Below are 21,418 nucleotides of genomic sequence, written 5' to 3'. Positions count from 1 at the left end.
TTGCCGCGGCAAAGAAAGTAGGTGCCGCCCCGCACAGGGGCAACCCTGGCATACCGACACGAACACAAGGAAACGCCAAAGTAGTAAGAACCACGAATCAATCACTCAGCAGCACCCACAACATCACTCCGAGCAAATAAAAACTCTTAGCGCGCCCGCATCACAACTTCATCCAGCACACGCTCCACCGCCTCCACATAGCGCGTCTTACCAAAACGTTCACGCGCCACGGCAAGACCGTTTCCCGTCAACAGCTCGCGCAGCGCCCTATCATCGTGCAGCGAAACCAGCGTCGCAGCCAGTTCCGCCGCATCGCCCGGCGTACAGAGCAAACCGCTGACCCCATGTTCCAGAATCTCGGTCACGCCACCATCGCGCGAAGCCACAACGGGACGCTCGGCCAGCATGCCCTCCACCACCACGCGGCCGAACGGCTCAGGCGTAATCGAGGTATGAACGATCACGTCCATCGCCCGCATGCAGGCGGCAATGTCGTGACGAAAGCCCAGAAAGTGGACGCGCCCGGCAAGCCCATGCGCGTCGACAAACGCACGCAGCTCCGCGGCATAGGCGTCTTCGCCGAAGAGCGGGGCACCCACCAGCACCGCGTGCAAGCGCGTATCGCGCAACAGCGCTTCAAGCAGCACATGCTGCCCCTTCCAGCGCGCAAGGCGGCTAAAGGCACCCACGAGGAACGCGTCGGCCGGCAAGCCAATCTGCGCGCGCAACTGTTGCTGCGACACGCCTTTCAGCGCCCGGAACGGTGCTTCGTCCACGCCGTTGTGCACGATATCGATACGGCCCGAGTCGAAATGCGTAAGCCGCTCGAATTCGCGCGCCGACGCATGCGAATTCGCAATCACGTGCGCGAGGCCCAGCTTCGCACAGCCCTTGATGACGAGACGCTGCACGCGGCCGAAGTGTTCGTCGCTGACGATGTCGCGCAAATGCCAGACCACGGGCTTGCGCGCCAGCCGGCCCGCCAGTACGCCGATCACCATGGCGCGCTGCGTGTTGGCATAGAGCACGTCGACATCGCGCGCGCGGCGGCGCGTCGCGCCCACCAGCCCGGCGATGCCCGCGAGCACGCCCAGGCGCGGCGCCGTGCCGCCATCGCGGCGCACGTGGCGCAGCGCGCCCGAATCGAGCACGTCCACGCGCGCGCCCGCAGCGGCCAGCGCCTCGCGAAACGGCCCGTCGTTGAAGAGCAGCACCTCGATGCGCGAGCGCAGACCCTTCACGACTTCGAGCAGCGAAAGTTCCGCGCCGCCCAGCACGCCGCTCTGGTCGAGGGCGAGCACACGGGGCGCTCCAGGCACGTCGCCCTGCCCTTCCCCATCGCCGGCACGCTGCGCGGGCGCCGCAGCCGATGCGGCCGGGGCACGCGCGACGCCGCGGCGCGCGATCCCGGGCACGCTCTGCGCCACGCGCGCGAACAGTTCCTCGCGAAACCGCGCCGCCGAAAAGCGCTCGGCGTTCGCACGGCAATCCTCGGGGCGTATGCGGCCCGGCTCGCGCTCGAAGGCATCCACCGCGGCGACGATCGCCTCCGCGCTTTGCTCGCCGAAGAACAGGCCCGTAGGCCGCACGCCGTCGCGCACGGTCTCGAGCGCTCCGCCCTTGCCATAAGCGATCACGGGCGTGCCGCACGCCTGCGCCTCGACCACGGATATGCCGAAGTCCTCTTCCGCGGCGAATACGAAGGCCTTCGCACGCCGCATGCGATCGTGCAGCACGGCGAACGGCTGATAGCCCATGACCTCGACGTTCGGCGTGGCCTTGGCGCGCACCTTGTGCATGTCGGGACCGTCGCCGATCACGACAAGCTTGCGCTCCGGCGTACGTGCGAATGCCTCGACGATCAGGTCGATCTTCTTGTACGGCACGAGTCGCGACGCGGTCAGATAGAAGTCGTCCTTCCCGGTCTGCAGTGCGAAACCTTCGATATCGACAGGCGGATACACCACGGCCGCTTCGCGCTGATACACCTTGCGGATGCGCCGCGCGATGAACTGCGAGTTCGCGACGAACTGGTCCACCGAGTTTGCCGTGCGCACGTCCCAGTTGCGGATGTAGTGCAGGATGAGACGCGCGAGTATCGACTTCGGACCGCGCGTGAGATGCGATTCCTGCAGATACTGGTGCTGCAGATCCCACGCATAGCGGATCGGCGAATGCACGTAGCTCAGGTGGAACTGGTCCGGCCCGGTCAGCACGCCCTTGGCCACCGCATGGCTGCTCGAAATCACCACGTCGTAGGCCGAAACGTCGAGCTGCTCGATGGCGAGCGGCATGAGCGGCAACCACGCGCGGTACTTCTTGCGTGCGAGGGGCAGCCGCTGGATGAACGAGGTCGTCACCGGCTTGCCGTGCAGGAACGCACGCTCTTTCTCGTCGACGAAATCGACGACGGCGAACAGATCCGCTTCGGGAAAGCAGGCAATGATCTGTTCGAGCACGCGTTCGGCGCCCGCGTAGGTGACGAGCCAGTCATGCACGATCGCCACGCGCGGCGCGCGCGCGGCGGGAGCCATGGCAGACGCGGCGCGCTTCGCGGCGCCAGGCGCCACCACGCGTTCGCGCCGCAGGGCGGGCACGGCGGCGCTTTCGGACGGCACCGCTTCGTCGATCAATTCGTGACTCATGCGCTTTTCCGTGAATTCAGGCGAAAGAAAAGGGAACGGGCATAGCTGCGCAACATCGGCGTGGTCGCCACCGACCAGACGACGTTCGCCACTGCCAGCACGACACCCGCCCCCACCGCGAACGCCGCGCCCGGCAGCCACCATGCGCACGCCAGCGCGGCGGCAAGGAAGCTCAGGTGTGCGAACATGTCGACGAGAATCAGGCGGGCGTGGATGCGCGAGAGATACAGCAAAACCAGGTAGTCGAACAGCGCGCGTGCGAGCACGGCGGCGGCCGCGCCAGGCAGCCCGAAGTGCGCGATGGCGTACCACAGCAACCCGGCGAAGAGCGGCAGTTCAATGAGGCCCACGCGAGCGGTTGCGGCCGGATTGTTCTGCGCCTGGATCAGCACGCGCGTAACGCTCGCCTGGCCGACCAACCACACGGCGACAATCAGGACGCGGCCCACAGGTGCGCCGTGAGCGGCCAGATCGGGGCCTACCCAGGCGCCCATGAACGGCGCGAGCACAACGATGGCGCCAATGGCTACAGGCGTGAACACGGCATTGAGAAACTGCAGCGACTGCGAGGCGATCTCGTCGGCATGCTCGCGATGCAGCGCCGAAAGGCGCGGAAAAAGCGTACGTACGAGCGCGTTGGGTACGAGGTTCAAGCGCGTGACGAGGTTTTGGGGCACCGTGTAGTAGGTCACGAAGCGAGCGCCGAGACCCGCGCCCAGCGTCATGCGGTCGAGCGAATCGGCCACCATCGTCGTGATGCTCGCAATCAGCATCCAGCCGCCGAAATTGAAGAGCGCCTTCGAGGTGTCGAGACGCGGGCCGCGCAGCGTGCGGATGGACAACACGCGCAGCGCCGAATGTCCGAGCAGCACCGCGGCGATCAGGCGCGCGAGCACGGCCGCGGCCAGCACGGTCTGCAGGTTCGGCGCGATGGCCCAGGCCGCGCCGAGCGGCAGCAGTTGGAACAGAAATGTGCCGATGGTCTGGTTCGTGTTGTAGATGCCGAAACGTTCGGCGCCGTTGATCGCGCCCGCGAACACCCACGAGACGTTGGCAAGCGGGATCGCTACGGCGAGCCACGGCAGCGCGAGATAGACCTCGTGGCGCAGAGCCGGTGTGACGTGCGTGAAGTACGCCGTATAGAGCGCGCCGCCCGAATAGATCAGCAGGCCGCCGATCACGCCCGTCGTGAAGTTGAGCCAGAAGGCGCTCCAGAAGACACGCTCGCAGGCGTCGGCATCGCCGGAGGCGTGCGCCTTCGAAATATGGTTCTGTGCGGCCATGCTCATGCCGAGGTCGAGCACGCTGAAATAGCCGATCAGCGTCCAGACGAGTGCGATCACGCCATAGCGCTCGACGCCGAGCAGGCGGATGTACGAGGGCACCGTGACGAGCGACACGAAGGTGGGCAGCACGAGGCCGAACAGATTGATGGCGATGTTGCGCAGGATTCGTTTGTCCATAACGTTCCAGTAGCGGGGTTGCAACCGGCCGGGGGCGGCCTTCAGGCGGGCTTCATGCAGCCCTCATGCAGCCTTTAAACAGGCTTCCAGCGGTACATGAGCACCTTGCCGCGCGCGTCCTCCTCCACGAAGATCAGGTACTCGCCGTCGGACTGCCGATGCGCGCTGATGCCGAACGGCACATCCACCCAGCCCGAAGCGTTGCCCACCTCGGGTCCCGGGCCGAAGGTGCCGACCTCCTTCGCGCTGTCCTTGTCGTACACGTGCACGTTGCCAGCGGGCTCCACTACGAAGACGTAGCGCCCTTCGACCGTGAGGCCCGCGGGCGTGACGGGCGGCTTCGCCTTCGGATCCCACGGCAGGCGCAGCAGATAGCGTTGATCGGGATGCCCGCCCGACCAATGGTCGTAGCGCACGAGCACCCGGCCCGCTTCTTTCCAGAAGCCCGGATCGTGCGGCGAATCGGCCGTATAGCCGGTCACATAGAGCGAATCCGTTTCCGGTTCGTAGATCGCGCGGTGCACTTCCGTGAACGGCGCGGGTATGTCGTACTTGTCGAGCTTGTCGTAGCTGTAGATCGGGTTGCCCTTCGCGTCCAGACCGCCGAAGCGGAAGCGCCAGATGCCCTTGTCGTCGCGCGCGCGCCAGATGTCGCCGCGCGTATCGATCCACCAGCCCCAGCCGCCGCCCAGTTTCTCGCGGCCCGTGTTGAGCGTGAACTCGTCCTGATCGAACGCACCGTTGCCGTTGGCGTCGCGCCAGATCCAGTCGCCGCCGGGCGGCGCGTTGGGCACGTGCAGGACCGGGCGCTCGCGGCCCGCGATAAAGTCCGAGGGAATCGCGATTTCGCCTTCATGTTGCGGATCGAAGCGATAGATCTTCAGATGGTCCGCATACATGTCCGTGAGATAGAGGAACGTGTGACCATCCAGCTCGCGTGCGGTGGGCAGACCCGGCCACTGGTCCGTGTGAAAGACCGGGTCGTCCGGATAGCGGAAGCGATTGTTCAGGAATCCAATATACTTCCAGTCCTGTCCCGGCGGCTTCGAGAGATCCAGTTCGAAGCGCTTGTTGCCCGTATAGACGCTATTGGGACGCGACGGGTCCATCCACGCGCCGTCCACGAACAACAGGCCCTCGATATTCCAGTTGCGTTTGCCTTCCGGGGTATAGCTCTCGAGCGTCGCGCCGAGGCCCGCGCCGATGCTGTCGTGGCGCGGCCCGATGCCGTTCGTCGAAACGTAGATGTTGCCGTGCGCATCCGCCGCCACGCCGGTCAAGCCGTTGAAGCGGCCAGGACCGGGCCACCCCGGCACGCCCGAGAAGATGCCGCCGCGCTCGCCAAGCGCGCCTCCCGGCGCGTAGGTGTCGCCGTTGCGTGTGTAGATCAGGATCTGCTGGCGCGGGCCGTTATCGGCAATCAGGATGCGCTGCGCGGGATCGACCGCGATATCGACGGCAACCGAGTCGGCGGGAAGCGCGAGCGCTGCATCGGAAATCAGCTTGCCCTGCGCCGAGTAGTGCGCGACGCGCGGCGTGCGGTCGCTCAGCGTGCCGGTGAGCACCCAGAGCGAGCCGTCGCCCGCGATCGCGATGCGACCCGGTTCGTGCACGCTCCATTGCGACTGACGCTGCATCGTATTGGCGTCGTACACCTCGATGCGGTCCATCGCCGTGTTGCTCACATAGAGCGTCGAGTCGGTGGCAGCAAGACCGCCGATGTCGGCACGCGTGCCGCTCGCGACGTCATTGATGCGCAGGAATGCGCCGGCAAGCTGCGCGTGAGGATTGAGCGGATCCGGCGAGGCCTGGAACGCGGCAGCGCGCTTAGGCTCGCCGAGCGGCCGCCGCGTAATGCCGATCCACTGATGCCCCTTCGGCGGCCAGATGCCGTTGCCGACCAGGTGCCCCTTCTCGTTGCCGACGCCCACGGCGGCATACAGATAGCGAGGGTTGACGGCCACGGCGTTACCGCCACTGCCGCCCCAGCCGTGCGTGCCGCCCGCGAAGCCGAGCGCCTTGCCGTCCTGATACTCGCTGATTTCGGCGCCGCTCTCGTCCCACGGCGCGTTCGTATAGACCTTGCCGTCGGGCGTGACCGCAATTGCCGTGATATTGATTTGCACCCACGTGCCCTGACCATCGCCATACGTATTGCCGATCCACGACGTAGTCACATTCAGTTGCGGCGCAGCCACCGTCTGAACCGACGACGTACAGACGAACGCGCACAGGGCGGCTAGCGCCAGCGGCCTGCGCATGCGGCGACCGGAACTCGTTGAGGGCAAGGGCAATCCTCCGTTGGGGTTTACGGCAATCTGTCCGGATCATGCCGTACATCCCATGAGAAAAATCACCCTGCAAAAAGCGAAAATAATTCAAAAAAATTCAATGCTTTTTGAACGCCGCGTCAATATTTCCGCATCGTTCCTGATAGATCCATTCCGGTCAGAAATGCTCGTCTCGCTGCGGTTCACGTCGTTTTTTCCGTTTTCTTCCGGTGCAATTCCACCCATACCGCATTTCCAATTCGATATCGCGACGCATATTCCCGTATCGATCATTTTCATATTCCATTCACGCGTCCATATATTTCGCCGTTTTTACGCATTTAATTCTTTCTAGAATGACCCGGACATTCTGCGCCTCAATTGACCGGATACCCGATGACCGTAACGAACCCGGCAAGTCCCGCTACCTCATCCCATCGCATCGCCCAACTGGACGGACTGCGCGCGATCGCCGTGATGGCCGTGTTCGCGCAGCACGCGCTGCACGCGCCGCTGTGGATGGGGGTCGACCTGTTCTTCGTGCTGAGCGGCTTCCTCATTACCGGCATCCTGCTCGAACGCAAGGCGCGTGGGCAGTCGTACTTCAGTTATTTCTACGCACGCCGCGCACGGCGCATCCTGCCGCCGTACATCCTGCTGCTGGTCGTGTCCTCGCTGCTGTTCGGCTTCGGCTGGGCGCACTACTGGCCGTGGTACGCCTTCTTCGCCACCAATATCGGCGACGCACTGGGCCAGAGCGGGCACGACAGCCTCAACATCCTCTGGTCGCTCGCCGTCGAGGAACAGTTCTATATCTTCTGGCCCTTCGTCGTGCTGCTGTTGCCCGAGCGCATGCTGGCCTTCGTGGCTGCCGCGCTGATCGTGCTCGTGCCGGTGCTGCGCGCCGTCGCCACACCGTGGTTCGCCACCTACTGGCCGATCTATTACCTCACGCCGTTCCGCATGGACCTGCTCGCCGCAGGCGCGCTCCTCGCCGTGCTCGTGCGGCGCGACCGCAACGCACTCGAACCGTTCAAGGTGCCCGCGGTGGTGTTCTTCTGCGCGGCGCTCGCCACGCTGGCGTGGCTGCATCTGCACTACCCGCGCTTTCGCGCCACCAACACGCCGCTTTCGAATGCGCTGCTCTACAGCATTTCGCTCGTGCTCTGCACCTCGCTCGTCATCGTCGCCCTGCAGGCGAAAGGCCTCGTGCGGCGCCTGCTGAGCCATCCCGTACTCGTGTATATCGGCACCATCAGCTACACGATCTACCTCATCCACCTCACGTTCCTCTACGCAGTGTGGCCGCTCGGCCATGGGCGCTATGCGAGCGCCGCGCTGGCGCTCGCCTTGACGCTCGCCTACGCGAGCGCAAGCTGGTTCCTCTTCGAACGGCGCCTCACGCGCGGCCCGCGTGCGCGGCACGGCACGGCGCCGAACGCCGTGTCCACGGCGCGCACGGCTTCCGCTCCCCGCACGCAGGTATGAATGCGGCCCTGAACACAGCCCTGAGCGCAGCCCCGAATCCGAACCCTTTCGACTTCTCGTCATTGACTACAAGGCAGATTCCATGAACGAACAACGCAAAGCCATCATCACCGGCGTCTCCGGCCAGGACGGGGCCTATCTCACCCGGCTCCTGCTCGACAAGGGCTATCACGTCACCGGCACTTACCGGCGCACGAGCTCCGTGAACTTCTGGCGCATGAACGAGCTTGGCGTTCTCGACCACCCGGCGCTCGAACTCGTCGAACACGATCTGACCGATGCGGGCTCCACCCTGCGCCTCGTCGAGCGCGCCCATGCCCTGGAGGTCTATAACCTCGCGGCGCAGAGCTTCGTTGGTGTCTCGTTCGACCAACCCGTCACGACGGCCGAAGTCACCGGCATCGGCGCGCTGAATCTGCTCGAAGCGATTCGCGTCGTAAATCCACGCATCCGCTACTATCAAGCTTCGACCTCCGAAATGTTCGGCAAGGTCCGCGCCGTGCCCCAGTGCGAGGATACGCCGTTCTATCCGCGCAGCCCCTACGGTATCGCGAAGCTGTTCGCGCACTGGTCCACCATCAACTACCGCGAGTCGTACGACATCTTCGCCACGAGCGGCATTCTCTTCAATCACGAGTCGCCGCTGCGCGGCCGCGAGTTCGTGACGCGCAAGATCACCGACTCCGTCGCGAAGATCAAGCTCGACAAGCAACCCGTGCTCGAACTCGGCAATCTCGACGCGAAGCGCGACTGGGGTTATGCCTCCGAATACGTGGAAGGCATGTGGCGCATGCTGCAGGCCGACCGTCCCGACACCTACGTGCTCGCCACGGGCCGCACCGAAACCGTGCGCGACTTCGTCACGATGGCCTTCGCCGCGGCGGGCATCCAGCTCGAATGGTCGGGCCGCGACGAACGCGAAACCGGCGTCGACATCTCGAACGGGCGGACGCTCGTGCGCGTGAACCCGCGCTTCTACCGCCCCGCCGAAGTGGACCTGCTGATCGGCGACGCGAGCAAGGCGCGCAACGAACTGGGCTGGCAAGCCCAGACCACCCTGGAACAGCTCTGCCAGATGATGGTGGCCGCCGACCTTGCGCGCAACGAGCACCATGACACCTTCTGATACGCAGCGCGCTCCACGCGCGCTGATCACCGGCATGGGTGGTTTCACCGGCCGCTACATGGCCGCGCGGCTCGTTGCCGGCGGCTATCGCGTATGGGGCACGGTGCGCAGCCAGGAGCGCGTGCCGCGCGAAACCACCCCCATAGCCGCAGACCTGCTCGACGAGCAAGCGCTTGCCGACGCCGTGGAAACCGTGCAGCCCGATGTCGTGCTGCACCTCGCCGCCGTGGCCCACGTGGCCAATGGAGATATCGCCCGCACCTATGCCGTGAACGTGGTAGGCACGCGCAATCTGCTCGATGTGCTGACACGACAGTCCCACGTGCCACGCGCCGTCCTCATCGCCAGCAGTGCGAACGTTTATGGCAACACGACGCAAGGCGTCATCGACGAAGGCGTAACCCCGCAACCTGCCAACGACTACGCCGTGAGCAAGCTCGCGATGGAGTATGTAGCGAAGCGCTGGAACGCACAGTTACCGCTCGTGATCGCACGCCCCTTCAACTACACGGGCGTGGGCCAGAGCCCCGACTTCCTGCTGCCGAAGATCGTCTCGCACTATGCGCGCGGCGAACGCGCGATCTCGCTCGGCAACCTCGACGTGAGCCGCGACTTTTCCGACGTGCGCGACGTGGTCGACGCCTACGCGCAGCTCATCGAAGCCGTCCCCCGCGGCGAAACCTTCAACGTCTGTTCGGGCGCGGGCTGGACGCTGCAAGCCGTGCTCGACGCGCTCGCCAGGATCGCCGGCTATGCAATCGAGGTTACGGTCGATCCGCGCTTCGTTCGCGCCAACGAAGTGCGCCAGCTCGTCGGCTCGCACGCGAAGCTCGACGCGGCGATCGGCCCGATGACGCGCGTGAAGCTGGAAGACACACTGCGCTGGATGTACGAGGACGCCCGCCGCCGCGTCGCCTGACGCCGGCGCGGCGGACGGTCTGGCTTCTCGATCTCAATGCGCGCCGTTCGCGGCGCCGGTCAAACCAATCGCCTCCGCATAGACCGCGGCTACGCGTTTCGCGATCACCGCGTTATCGAAGTGATTGCGCGCGTAGTCGCGGCACGTTTGCGCGTCGGGCAGCTTGATGCGCCCCGACAGCGCCGCGTCGATGCCATCGGCAATCGCGCCCACGCCCGTGGCGGGCAGCACGAGATTCTGCGAGAGCCCCGCCACGGCTTCCGGCAGCCCGCCCACGGGCGTCACGAGCACCGGCGTGCCGGCCGCCAGCGACTCCACCGTGATGAGCCCGAAGCCCTCCAGCGCGACCGTGGGCACGACCGAAAGCGTCGCGGCGCGATACAGCGACGGCAGATGCGCATCGGGCACGAAGCCGAGCAGCTTCACGTTGTCGGCCAGCCCCGCATCGTCGATGCGCTGCTGCAGTTCGGCTTCGAGGCGACCCCGCCCGGCGATCAGCAGCAGCACGTCCGGATGGCGCGAGCGGATCTGCGCGATCGCGTCAATCAGATCTTCGAGACCCATGCGGCGCACGAGCCGCCGCACGGCCAGCACGATCGGCCGTCCCTGCGGCAGTTGCAGCTTCAGGCGCGCCTCCGCCTGCGTGCAGGGCGGATCGAACTGCGCCGTGTCCACGCAGCCCGGCACCACGCGCACCCGCTCCGGGGAAATCGCATAGCGTTTCGTGAGGATGTCGCCGAACGCGCGCGACAGCACAATGAGGCGCGAGGAGCGCTCGTACACCGACTGCTCCAGATAATGCTTGATGCGCTGGCTCAGCGAAGCCGCGCCTTCCACGAAGCTTTCGTCGGCCCACGGTCCCTGGAAATGCGAGACCTGCGGAATGCCGCGCGTCACGTCGAGCCCGGGGAACGTATAGAGCGCGAAATGCGAAGAGATCACGTCGGGCCGATGCCGGCGGATTTCGCGCCGCAGCGCGTGGCGCGCCGCCATGAGGCGCAGCGGCAACGCGCGCGCGGCGGAACCGAAACCATTGATCGCCCCGCCGCTGTCCTGCGCGACCTTGGGCGAGCCGGCCACCACGCCGCGCACGTGAACGCCCGCGCCCGGCAGCGCGCCCACGAGCGAGTAATACATGCGGTCGAGTCCGCCCGCGCGTTCGGGAAACCAGTGCATGCCGATCTGCAGCGAATGGATGGAGTGAGTCGTCATCGCGTGTGTCCTCGTTCTATTCGTATTTCAAAGGGTTTCGGCGCGCGGCAGCGCGGCGGACGTCAGCACGCGGCCCTCGCCCGCGCCTGCCGCTTCTGCCACGTCCGCCGCTTCGTTCACGTCGCCGGCCAGTTGCCGGTACAGCGCAATGTATTGCGCGGCCATGCGCGCCCAGCCGAACGACGTCGCGAGCCGCGCCGCCGCTTCGCCCATCGCATGGCGCCGCCGCGTGTCGTCGGCAAGCTGCTGGACCGCGCCTGCCAGCGCCGCCGCGTCGTCGGGGTCGTCGAGCACGATGCCGCAGTCCGGCGTGATGATTTCGGCGCCGCCCGCCGTGCGCGCGGTGACGACCGGCAAACCGGCCGCCATGGCCTCCAGCAGCGAGAGACTCATCGCTTCGTAGCGCGAAGGAAAGACATAGGCGTCCACGGAGCGCATCAGGACCGGCATCTCGCGCACGAGGCCGAGGAAATGCACCCGCGATTCGATGCCCAGCGACTGCGCAAGCGCCGGATAGGGACTGCCGGGCAGATAGCCCGCCACGGCGAGATGCACGCGCTCGGGCAGCGCTTTCAGCGCATGCAGCACGGTGCCCAGATTCTTGCGCGGCGTACGCAGGTCACCCACGAAGAGCAGCAAAAACGCGTCGGCCGGCAAGTCGAATTTCGCCCGGTTGCCGCTCGCCGTCGAAAAGGCCTGCGTATCGACGCCGTTGTAGATCACGTCGAGACGCTCCACGGGCTCGCCGCCGCAGGCGCCGATCTCGTCGGCCACTTTGCGCGAAACGGCGGCGATCACGCGCGAGCGCCGGTACGCCCAGCGTTCGAGCATGGCGTTTGCGCGCGTATAGACGAACTGATACGCCGACCAGACGCCGCCCGTGAGCGCAAACGGGTAATACTTGCTGCGCGCCCAGCCGCCGTGCACGAAGTGAGCGGTGTTGACGTCCGCGTGAGCCCACGTGATGAAGCCGTTCACATGCAGCACGTCGTACTCGCGGCGATGCCGGCGCAGCCACAGCGCGCTCTTCGCCGCGAACACCTGCTGGCGCAGCAGATTGGTGGGCCACGCGCGCGAGGGCTGCACCTGTACCCACTTTACGCGCGGATGCGCAAGCAGCTCCGGCGCGACGTGCGAGGCCACGAGCGTCACCTCGAAGCCCTCTTCGAGCGCGGCGCGCGCGATCTCGTGATTGACGCGCCCCTGGCCGTCGTTATGGCGCACGACGTGCGTGACGATTGCAACTCTCAATCGGTGATCTCCTTGATGCGGGCCTGACGGCGCGTAAGCTTGCGCCAGTGGCCCGCGGCGAGCAGGGAAAAGACACTGGAAAACAGCAGCAGACCGCCGGTGCCCACCAGCGAGTTCGTGAACACGAGCATGGCGAAGATCGAGATCGCGAGGCTCAGGCACGCCGTGGCATAGCGGTCCTCGGGCATGCGCAGCGCCTCGCGCACGGCGCGCACGATGAGCCACAGCACGCCGGAGAGGTACAGCAGCGTGCCGGGCCAGCCGAGCACGAACGGAACGTTCATCACGCCGCTGTCGAAGCTGCCGTACTTGCTGAGCTGGCCGTTGCTGCTCGACAGCTTCGTCGAGGCACCCGTGGCGCCCAGCCCTTCGCCCGTGACGTCGGTGAAGGCAGTTTTCGCGAAGTCCGCGTAGAACTGGTTGCGCGCCTGGTAGCTCTGGTCGTTGCTGAGGTTGCCGAGCGTGTTCAGGCGCTGCTGCATGCGGTCCGCAATCGGCCCGATGGTGAGCAGCGGCACGCAGGCGCCCGCGAGCACGAGCGCGCTCACGATGATGCGAATGCGCACGCGATTGCTGGACTTCATCAGTTGAATCAGCATGGCGATCGCCCAGCCGCCCCAGGTGGAACGCACGAGCGAGAGCGCGAACGCGAAGAAGCCGAAGGCCGCCGCGACCCAGCGCACGCGGTGCTTCGCCGCCATGACGAACACCATCGCCCCCATCATCGCGAACGCGAACGGTCCCGACGAATTCATCGTGCTGAACACGCGCACGCCGAACGGCACGGGATCGCCCTGCGAGTCCATGTCCGAGCCCATCATCCACATGGCGTCCCACGGCGGCATCACGAAGAACTGCACGAGGCCGTAGGCGCCCATCACGAGCATGCCGTAGATGAAGGTGTTGACGATGGTGTCGCGGCACTCGGGATAGCGGCGCGTGAGCACCATGATGTGAAAGCCGATCAGGAGCGGATAGATCCAGTTCGCGAGGTCGTACGCGGCGGCGGCCGGACCGTTCGCGGCGAGGCCGATCACGAACGCATAGCCGATGCCGGCGAGCGCGAGCAGGAGCGGCAAGCCGCGGCGCTGCGCGAGCAGCGGGTAGTAGCGCACGAGCGAGATGCCGCTGATCATCGTGACCGCGAGCGGCGCGATCTGGATCAGGCTCGTGGGCGTGAAGGCGCCCTTGCCGAAGTCGGCGAGGCGCCGCACCTCGGGACTCAGGAACCACAGCCACCACATGAAGCCGATGTAGCGCACCGGATTCACGAAATAGAGCGAAAAGCCGACCATGATGGCCAGCACCGGAAACGCGAGCGTGAGCACCGTGCCCTGGTGTGCCGCCACCAGCAATGCCGTGAAGACCCACAGCGCCGCCGGCGGCAGCGTATCGCGGCCCAGCGCGCGGCGCAGGCCCGACGGCTGCCGGCTCTGCGCGGGCGAGGCGGATGCGGGGGAGGACGGCTGGCCTGGCAGCAGCGGCCCGGATGCGGCGTAAGGCGTGCGCATCGTCAAAGGCCCCGCGTCAGCCCGCGCACCGCAGGCGCCGCGTCTGCCGCCGCGCTGCGCGCCTGTTGCGCCTCGCGCTCCAGCAACATCTCGCGCGTAAGCTGCACATGCTGAAATGCGTAGTGTTGCGTGGTCAGATCGCGCTCGCGCAACTGCTCGCCGGCCTCGCGCGCGAGGGCCCCGGCGCGCTTCGGATTCGCGGCGAGCGCGCTCACGGCCTCGCGCAACTGCTGTGCATCGAACGGCGCGACCCACGAAACGGCCTGCTCATCGAAGTAATCGTCGAGCGCGCCGACCTTCGTCGCGACCATCGGCTTGCCGAGCGCGGCGGCCTCGAGCATCACTGTGATGCCGGACGCGTGCGTATTGGGCCGCAGCGGCACGACGATCAGGTCGGCCCAGTCGTAGAGCGCGCGCTGCTGCTGGATGCCGGAAACGCGCGCGATCTCGACGTTCGGCGCGCGCGCCGAAGACGGCATGCGCCGCCGCGTGGCGATACGCACCTCGAAGCGCGGGTCGTTGCCGAGCGCCTCGACGAGCGTGGTCCAGTCGCGGTCGCGGTCGTTGCCGATGGCGGCCACGCGCAACGGCGCGTGCGGCTGCCATGGCGCGGGCGGGCTCAGCGGAAAATCGCTGGTGTTCAGACCGTAGAGCACGCGACGCGCGTTGCGCCCGAAATAACGGCCGCACAGGGCGGCATTCTCGCTCGCCAGCGTGGTGAGCATGTCGGCACGCCCGAGCAGCCGGCGATAGAGCGCGCGGCGCAGCGCGCCGTAGCCGGCCCAGCGGTCGAGCAGCCAGACGCTTTGCGCGAGCAGGAGCGGCCGGTCGCCGCCCTTGCGCGCCCGCATCAACAGCAGCAGCGCCACGGCCAGATGCTCCTGCTCCGTATGCGTCCAGATCACGTCAGACTGCAGGATCGCGCGGCGATTGCGCCACGTATGAATGAAATCGAAGCCGAGCGCCGCCTTCAGCGCGCGGCGCAGAAAACGCATGGGCGCGCGCTCGTTCGCGTCCCGCGAATAGTCGAGCGCGAATTCCGGCGATTCGGCGAAATGGTAGCCATACAGGCAGCCGATGTTCTCGCCCTGGCGATAGCGGCGCGGATCCGCTCCGTAGAAAAGATGGACGTGGACTTGCGTACGGCTCATTCGGGGTCCTCCGTAGTATTGCTTCGGCCTGCTTTCTTCGTCTCGCCGTTCAGGCGAGTGCTCGGCGTGCCTCGCGTGCGCCGCCGCGCACGGCGCGCCAGCGCGCGAACGCCGCGCCCGGCTGCTGCCCGCGCAGCGCGCCCATGGCCACGTGCAGCATGCCGGGGTAGACGCGCGTGCCGACCAGCGCGTACCACCACCACGCCATCTCGCGCCGCAGCGGCGAAAGATGGGCGCGCAGGATGAGGTGCAGGTTGAATGCCGCGTTGCGCAGGGAAGCAAGCGTCTGCGCATTGCGCGGATCGTCGCCGGGACGCGGCGCCGGATAGTGGTCCACGGCCACGCGCGGGTCGTAGACGAGCTTCCAGCCGGCGTGCTTCACGCCCATGCTGAACGCCATGTCGTTGTGGGTCTGCGCACCCGTGCCGCGCAGGCGGCGATCGAAGCGCAGGCCCGCGATGGCGGCGCGCCGGTAGCTCATGTTGGCGCCCTTGAGCAGATCGACTTCGCGCGCGGCGCCCACACCCAGGTGATGATTGCCGACGATGCGGCCCGTGCGCTGCAGCTTGCCCACGAGTTCACGCTCGCCGTCGAGCATGCGGCCGTTTTCGTGAACCCAGTCGCGTCCGCCCAGCGCGCCCAGTTGCGCATCGGCCTCGAACCACGCGGCGATGCGTTCGACCCAGTCCGCGCGCGGCGCAGCGTCGTCGTCGGTGATGGCGATCACGTCGCCCGTCGCAGCTTCCAGGCCGCGGTTGAGCGCCGCCACCTGGCCCGGCTCGTCGACGATCGCTATATCCACGTTCAGCACGCGCGGCGTCACGTGTTCCGCAAGGCACGCATGCGTCGCTTCGTCGTCGGCGCGCGCGACCACGACGATCTGTTCGGGCGCGCGCGCCTGGCGCAACAGCGCCGAGAGGCAGCGCGCGAGGTCGTCGGGGCGCCGGTAGGTGGGCACGAGCACGGTCACTTTCATCGCACGATTTCTCCGTGTTGGGTTCGGTCCGGACTGCGTCCCATGTCTCAGGCGCTCAGGTATTCCTGCACGCCGGCATAGCCGTAGCCATAGTTGCCGCGCGCGCGCTGCGGCACCGCGTTGAAGATGCCGCCCTGCACCCGCACGCCGGCGGTGCGCAGACGCTTGAGCGTATCGGCGATCTCGCCTTCCGAATGCATGCCCGAGCGCAGCACGAGGAACGTCGACCCCGCGTGACCGCCGATGATTGCGGCGTCCGTCACGGCCAGCACGGGCGGCGTGTCGACGAGCAGAATGTCGTAGCGCTTCGAAAGTCCTTCGAGGTACTGACCGAGACGCGGCGACATCAGCAGCTCGGACGGATTAGGCGGGCGGCGGCCGCACGAGATGAAGTGCAGGTTGTCCACTTCGGTCGCACGGATGGCCTCGTCGAGCGAGATCTGGCCCGACAGCAGCTCGGAAAAGCCGTTTTCCTGGGGCACGCCCAGATGGCGTTCGAGCGCGCCGCGGCGCATGTCGCCGTCGATCATCAGCACGCGCTTGCCCGAGTGCGCGAGCAGCACCGCGAGATTCGCGGTCATGAAGCTCTTGCCCACGCCGGGCACCGAACCCGTGAACATCACGACGTGGTTGCGCGCATCCATCACGCTGAACTGCAGCGAGGTGCGCAGACTGCGCAGGCTCTCCACCGTGAGGTCCTTCGGGCAGGCGTTGGCCAGCACTTCGCGCAGGCGCGTGCCGCCGCGCGCGGGAGCGCGCTTCTCGAGCGCCACCTGCTCCGCCGAAAGCGGCACGAGACCATACACGGGCAGATGGAACGTGCGTTCGATCTCGTCGGCGTCGACGATGCCCTTGAAGAGGTTGCGGCGCATCAGCACGAAGCCGGTGCCGAGAATCAGGCCAAGCAGCGTCGCCGCGGAAATGATCAGCAGCTTCTTCGGCTTCGAGGGCTTGCCCGGGCGCATCGCCGTGTCGACGATATGCACGTTGCCGCCCGTGCCCACGCGCTGCACCGAAAGCTCCTGGATACGGTTGAGCAGCAGGACGTAGATGTCTTCCGCCACCTTGGCGTCGCGCTGCAGTTGCACCGCCTTCACCTCGGTTGCCGGCAGATCGCGGAAACGCGTGTCGTACTTCTGCTGTTCGCCCTCGAGCTGCGCGAGTTGCTGGCGCGCCGCGATGAGCACCGGATGCTGGTCGCCGAAGCGCTGGTCGAGCGAAGCGATCTGCAGCTTGAGCGCCGAAACCTGCTGCTCGTACTGCACGCTGCCTTCCAGATAGATCTTCGCCTCGTCGCTCGCGTCGATCGAGCCGGACTGCTTTTGATACGCGGTCAGCGCGGCTTCCGAGCGCTCCAGGTCCGACTTCAGGCGCGGTTCTTCGCCGCGCAGGAAGTCGAGCATCTTGCCCGCGTCGGCCTGCTTGGTCTCGATGTGCTGGTGCACGTACGACTGCCCCACCGCGTTGGCAATGTCGGCGGCGCGCTGCGCGTCGGTGTCTTCGAGCGAGATGTCGATCACGCCCGTCTGCTTGCCCTGCTCCTGCACCGTGATGGCATTCTGGAACGCCGTCACGGCGTCGAGATCGTTCATGCGCACGACGGTAAAGCGCGTGCCGGGACGCGCCACGAGCTTGTTCACGAGGAGCGTGATGCCGCTGCCCTGCGCGACCTGCCCCGCAACGCCTTCCAGCAGCCGCCCGCCTTCGGGGCCGCTCAGCGCGTAGCGGCCGTCTCCGAGCGCGGTCATCGTGAGCTTCTGGCCTTCGAGCGAGGGCGGCACTTCCACCGAATCCACGTCGGCCACCTCGCCGCCCCATGCGTACGAGTTCATGCCGAGCCATGGCTTCGCAGGAACGCCCGGCGTGGCGAGCCGGCTCGCGAGACTGCCCAGCACCGGAATCGTGTCGGGCGAGACCGAGAAGTTCAGCTTGAACTGCTGGACCACGGGCTCGATCACACTGCGACTCTTGATCATCTCGATCTCGGCGTCCGTGGGCAGCGAGGTCGAGGAGCCGCTCTTGATGTCGGCGCCCGTTTGCGTCTGCGTGAGCGCCTGCGACGTGTAGTCGGAGGTCTCGACGCGAACCTGGGTATCGGCCGAGTAAACGGGCTTTGCCACATAGCAGTAGAACACCGCGATGGCGATCACGGCCGCCGCGATGGCGATGAGCCAGCCGATGTCGTCGAGAATGACGCGCAGCAACTGGCCGAGGACCACGTCCTCTTCTTCGGTGCGGACCGCTGGGGCCGCCTGATGGGTGAATTGCGTGCTCACGTTACGATCCCCATGTCTCGTGTTGCGCCAGTGCGTTCTGCTTCCGGATGGCCATGCGCGTCACTGCACGATCTCCTTCAGGTAGAAGACGGACTGGATGGTGGGCAGCACCTGCTGCAACAAGCGGTTGAAGGTGGCCGAGGCCGCCGTGCCGACATATACGACATCCATCGGCTGGAGGTCGAAATGCGAGGACAGCATGATGGCGTCCGGCTTCGTCATGTCGAGGCGGTAGATATCGGGATGGGTGGGGTTGTCTTTCATGCCCCGCATCACGAACACCTGGCGCGGGTTGGCGTCGGTGTCGAGAATGCCGCCCGCCGCCGTGAGCGCGTCCGCGATCGTGAAGTCGCCGCGTATCATGCCCGCCTGGGTGGGCGTCTTCACTTCGCCCATGACGAACACTCTGCTATCCGAACGATCCGGCACATAGACCGTGTCGCCGTTCTGCAGCATCACGTCCTGGCTCGTATCGCCCTTTTCGAGCATGCGGTTCGCGTCGAGCACGTAAAGCTTGTGGTCGCGCGTGAGCCGCACGCGGTTGATGTCGGCGTTGTCGGTCGTGCCGCCCGAACGCGTGATCGCGTCGGTCAGCGTAAGCGGCACGTCGCTCATCGCGAGCGGCCCCGGCGTCTTCACGTCGCCCGTCACCTGCACCTTCTGGCTGCGGTACGCAAGCACCCGTACGTCCACCTGTGGATTCTTCACGTACGGACCGAGGCCGGAGGCGATCTGGTCGCGAAGCTGGCCCGGTGTCTTGCCCGCCGCCATCAGGCGGCCCACGAACGGGAAGTAGATCGTGCCGTCCGAGGCGACGGTCTGCCCATAGGGGTCGGCCTCGCCCGGCAGCGCGTTCGTGTACGGCTGCGTGAGCGTCTGCCCCAGCGTCTGCGTGGTGTTGCCGCCCGTCGAGAACGTCGAGCCCTGCGGCGTCGAAAGTTCCGGATGGTCGTACACCGTCACGCCCAGAATGTCCTGCGGCGCGATGTGATAGACGTAGTCAGCCGGACTGCTGTAGCGCGACGGCGGCAGGGGCCGCGGCGGCGCGGACGCGGCTGCCTGAGCCATCTGCATGACGAGCTGCGAGTCGATCAGGTGCACGGTGTACTGCTGCTGCGGCTGATTCGACGGCTGCTCCTGCAGGCTCGAGGTGTCGAGATAATTGCCGGGCGCCGTGGCGCAGGCCGACACGAAGGCGCTAAGCGCCAGTACACAAGCTAGTTTCATCCTTGGCATATTCGGCTCAGCCATCCCTTCACCAGACGATCCATCAACTCGAGACTCTCGCGGTACGCTTCCTCGTGGAGGCCGTGCGGATCCGCGACGTCCGAGTTCTCCCAATTGCCGAGCGCATACACCTTGCCGCGCGCGGTCGGATCCAGCCGCTCCACTTCGGACACCTGACGGCGTTCCGTGACGAGCACGAGATCGGCGGCACGCACGAGCCGGCTCGTGAGCCGCCGCGCGCGATGTGCGCCCATCCCGACATTGACACCGCGCTCGGCGAGCAGGCGCTGCATCATCGGGTCCATGTCGGCGCCCTCGCGCGCGCGCAGGCCGGCCGAGTGAAACGAACCCGGCTGCGGCGCGGCCGCCCTGAAAAGCTGCTCTGCCGCCGGCGAGCGGCAAACGTTCGCATGGCAAACGATCAGCACGTCGTTGAACATGGCACCTCCCTCGTGTTGCAGACCGGCCCGCTCAGGCCGTCACGCCCGCGCGCGCCGCGTCTTCGGCGCGCGCCCGGCTCGCCTGTGCCGCGCTCGCGCGGCCCACCGCGTGATATTCGATTCCGAGCTCCTGCAAGGCAGGCGGGTCGTAGAGATTGCGGCCGTCGAACACGATCGGCGACTTGAGGCGCGCCTTCAGCAGGTCGAAGTCCGGCGCCTTGAATACCTTCCATTCGGTCACGACGACAACGGCGTCGGCGTCGCTCGCCGCGTCCATCGCATCGGCAGAAAACGCGAGGCGCGCGTGCTGTTCGGGCTGCGCCGCGAGATCGAGCGCCAGCACGCGGCGTGCCTCGTCGGTGGCCACCGGATCGTAAGCGCGCACCTGGGCGCCGCGCGCGAGCAGCTCCGCGATCAGCGTGCGGCTGGGCGCCTCGCGCATGTCGTCGGTATTCGGCTTGAACGCGAGACCCCAGACGCCGAACGTGCGTCCCGTGAGATCGGAGCCGAAGCGCGTGACGATCTTTTGCGCAAGCACCAGCTTCTGCGCGTCGTTTACCGTTTCCACCGCGCGCAGAATCTGCAGCGGCTCGCCGAAATCCTCGGCCGTGCGCATCAGCGCCTTCACGTCCTTCGGGAAGCACGAGCCGCCGTAGCCGCAGCCTGCGTACAGGAAGTCGTAGCCGATGCGCGGGTCCGAGCCCACGCCGCGGCGCACCGCCTCGATGTCGGCGCCCACGCGGTCGGCCAGATTGGCCAGCTCGTTCATGAACGAGATACGCGTGGCCAGCATCGCGTTCGCGGCGTATTTCGTGAACTCGGCCGAAGACACGTCCATGTACAGCGTGCGCTCGTGGTTGCGGTTGAACGGTGCGTAGAGGCGCTTCATCAGCTCCTTCGCGCGTTCGCCGGGCACGTCGTCGCCGCAGCCCAGCACGATGCGGTCGGGCCGCGCGAAATCCTCCACGGCCGCGCCTTCTTTCAGGAACTCGGGATTGGACACCACCGAGAACATATGCGACTCGCCGCGCCGGCGCAGCTCGCTGGCGATCGCGTCGTGCACGAGCGCGGCCGTCCCGACTGGCACCGTCGATTTGTCGACGACCACCTTGAAGCCGGTCATGTGCCGGCCGATATTGCGCGCGGCCGCCAGCACGTACTGTAGGTCGGCGGAACCGTCCTCGTCGGGCGGCGTGCCCACCGCCACGAACTGGATGTCGCCGTGGGCGACGGCCGCCGCCACGTCGGTGGAAAACGTCAGGCGTCCTGCACGGCGGTTGCGTTCGATGATCTCCTTCAGGCCCGGCTCGTGAATCGGCACGACGCCCTGGTTGAGCAGGTCGATCTTGCGCGCGTCCACGTCGAGACAGAACACGTCGTTGCCGATATCGGCCAGGCACGCGCCCGTCACGAGACCCACATAACCGCTGCCTATGATCGTCAGATTCATGCCCACCTCTTAA

The 21,418-nt window shown here is 66.5% G+C and carries 15 protein-coding genes; 3 read left to right on the top strand and 12 right to left on the bottom strand.

The window, feature by feature from the left end; genetic code table 11:
- Positions 1 to 146: 146 nt before the first annotated feature.
- From V8683_RS04005 to V8683_RS03995, 3 genes are all read right to left on the bottom strand, one after another.
- A complete protein-coding gene (locus tag V8683_RS04005; RefSeq protein WP_411190691.1) occupies positions 147 to 2,645 on the bottom strand; it encodes a glycosyltransferase family 4 protein in 2,499 nt (832 codons plus the stop codon).
- Complete coding sequence (locus tag V8683_RS04000) at positions 2,642 to 4,108, bottom strand: flippase (RefSeq protein ID WP_411190690.1); 1,467 nt, start codon at positions 4,106 to 4,108, stop codon at positions 2,642 to 2,644. Before V8683_RS04000 ends, V8683_RS04005 begins: the two co-directional genes overlap by 4 nt.
- Positions 4,109 to 4,182: 74 nt before the next feature.
- On the bottom strand, positions 4,183 to 6,369 hold the full coding sequence (locus V8683_RS03995; protein WP_411190689.1) for an NHL repeat-containing protein: 2,187 nt from the start codon (positions 6,367 to 6,369) through the stop codon (positions 4,183 to 4,185).
- Between the two features lie 405 nt (positions 6,370 to 6,774).
- On the opposite strand from V8683_RS03995, the gene V8683_RS03990 reads away from it, so the two are divergent.
- From V8683_RS03990 to V8683_RS03980, 3 genes are all read left to right on the top strand, one after another.
- A complete protein-coding gene (locus V8683_RS03990) occupies positions 6,775 to 7,866 on the top strand; it encodes an acyltransferase family protein (protein WP_411190688.1) in 1,092 nt (363 codons plus the stop codon).
- An 82-nt stretch (positions 7,867 to 7,948) separates the two neighbouring features.
- On the top strand, positions 7,949 to 8,992 hold the full coding sequence (gene gmd / locus V8683_RS03985; RefSeq protein ID WP_411190687.1) for a GDP-mannose 4,6-dehydratase: 1,044 nt from the start codon (positions 7,949 to 7,951) through the stop codon (positions 8,990 to 8,992).
- The gene (locus tag V8683_RS03980; RefSeq protein ID WP_411190686.1) at positions 8,979 to 9,911 is read left to right on the top strand and encodes an NAD-dependent epimerase/dehydratase family protein; all 933 of its coding nucleotides are present in this window, start codon (positions 8,979 to 8,981) and stop codon (positions 9,909 to 9,911) included. The genes gmd and V8683_RS03980 overlap by 14 nt, the downstream gene beginning before the upstream one ends.
- Before the next feature lie 33 nt (positions 9,912 to 9,944).
- Here V8683_RS03980 and V8683_RS03975 read toward each other — a convergent pair whose 3' ends face one another.
- From V8683_RS03975 to V8683_RS03935, 9 genes are read right to left on the bottom strand one after another with little or no spacing between them, the layout of a single operon-like run.
- Complete coding sequence (locus V8683_RS03975) at positions 9,945 to 11,123, bottom strand: glycosyltransferase family 4 protein (RefSeq protein WP_411190685.1); 1,179 nt, start codon at positions 11,121 to 11,123, stop codon at positions 9,945 to 9,947.
- Between the two features lie 27 nt (positions 11,124 to 11,150).
- Positions 11,151 to 12,374, bottom strand: coding sequence for a glycosyltransferase family 4 protein (locus tag V8683_RS03970; RefSeq protein ID WP_411190684.1), 1,224 nt, complete (start codon positions 12,372 to 12,374; stop codon positions 11,151 to 11,153).
- Complete coding sequence (locus tag V8683_RS03965; protein ID WP_411190683.1) at positions 12,371 to 13,885, bottom strand: glucose-6-phosphate isomerase; 1,515 nt, start codon at positions 13,883 to 13,885, stop codon at positions 12,371 to 12,373. Before V8683_RS03965 ends, V8683_RS03970 begins: the two co-directional genes overlap by 4 nt.
- 2 nt (positions 13,886 to 13,887) lie before the next feature.
- Positions 13,888 to 15,036 (bottom strand): glycosyltransferase, encoded by a 1,149-nt coding sequence (locus tag V8683_RS03960; RefSeq protein WP_411190682.1) that lies wholly within the window; start codon positions 15,034 to 15,036, stop codon positions 13,888 to 13,890.
- A 49-nt stretch (positions 15,037 to 15,085) separates the two neighbouring features.
- The gene (locus V8683_RS03955; protein WP_411190681.1) at positions 15,086 to 16,012 is read right to left on the bottom strand and encodes a glycosyltransferase family 2 protein; all 927 of its coding nucleotides are present in this window, start codon (positions 16,010 to 16,012) and stop codon (positions 15,086 to 15,088) included.
- Between the two features lie 47 nt (positions 16,013 to 16,059).
- Positions 16,060 to 18,288: a polysaccharide biosynthesis tyrosine autokinase gene (locus V8683_RS03950; protein ID WP_411190680.1), complete on the bottom strand. Its 2,229-nt coding sequence runs from the start codon at positions 18,286 to 18,288 to the stop codon at positions 16,060 to 16,062.
- A 60-nt stretch (positions 18,289 to 18,348) separates the two neighbouring features.
- On the bottom strand, positions 18,349 to 19,524 hold the full coding sequence (locus tag V8683_RS03945; protein ID WP_411190679.1) for a polysaccharide biosynthesis/export family protein: 1,176 nt from the start codon (positions 19,522 to 19,524) through the stop codon (positions 18,349 to 18,351).
- On the bottom strand, positions 19,512 to 19,955 hold the full coding sequence (locus V8683_RS03940) for an arsenate reductase/protein-tyrosine-phosphatase family protein (RefSeq protein ID WP_411190678.1): 444 nt from the start codon (positions 19,953 to 19,955) through the stop codon (positions 19,512 to 19,514). Before V8683_RS03940 ends, V8683_RS03945 begins: the two co-directional genes overlap by 13 nt.
- 31 nt (positions 19,956 to 19,986) lie before the next feature.
- Positions 19,987 to 21,405, bottom strand: coding sequence for a UDP-glucose dehydrogenase family protein (locus tag V8683_RS03935; RefSeq protein WP_411190677.1), 1,419 nt, complete (start codon positions 21,403 to 21,405; stop codon positions 19,987 to 19,989).
- Positions 21,406 to 21,418: the final 13 nt, after the last annotated feature.

Source organism: Paraburkholderia sp. AV2, assembly GCF_054968425.1.
This window is presented reverse-complemented; position numbering and strand designations above follow the sequence as displayed.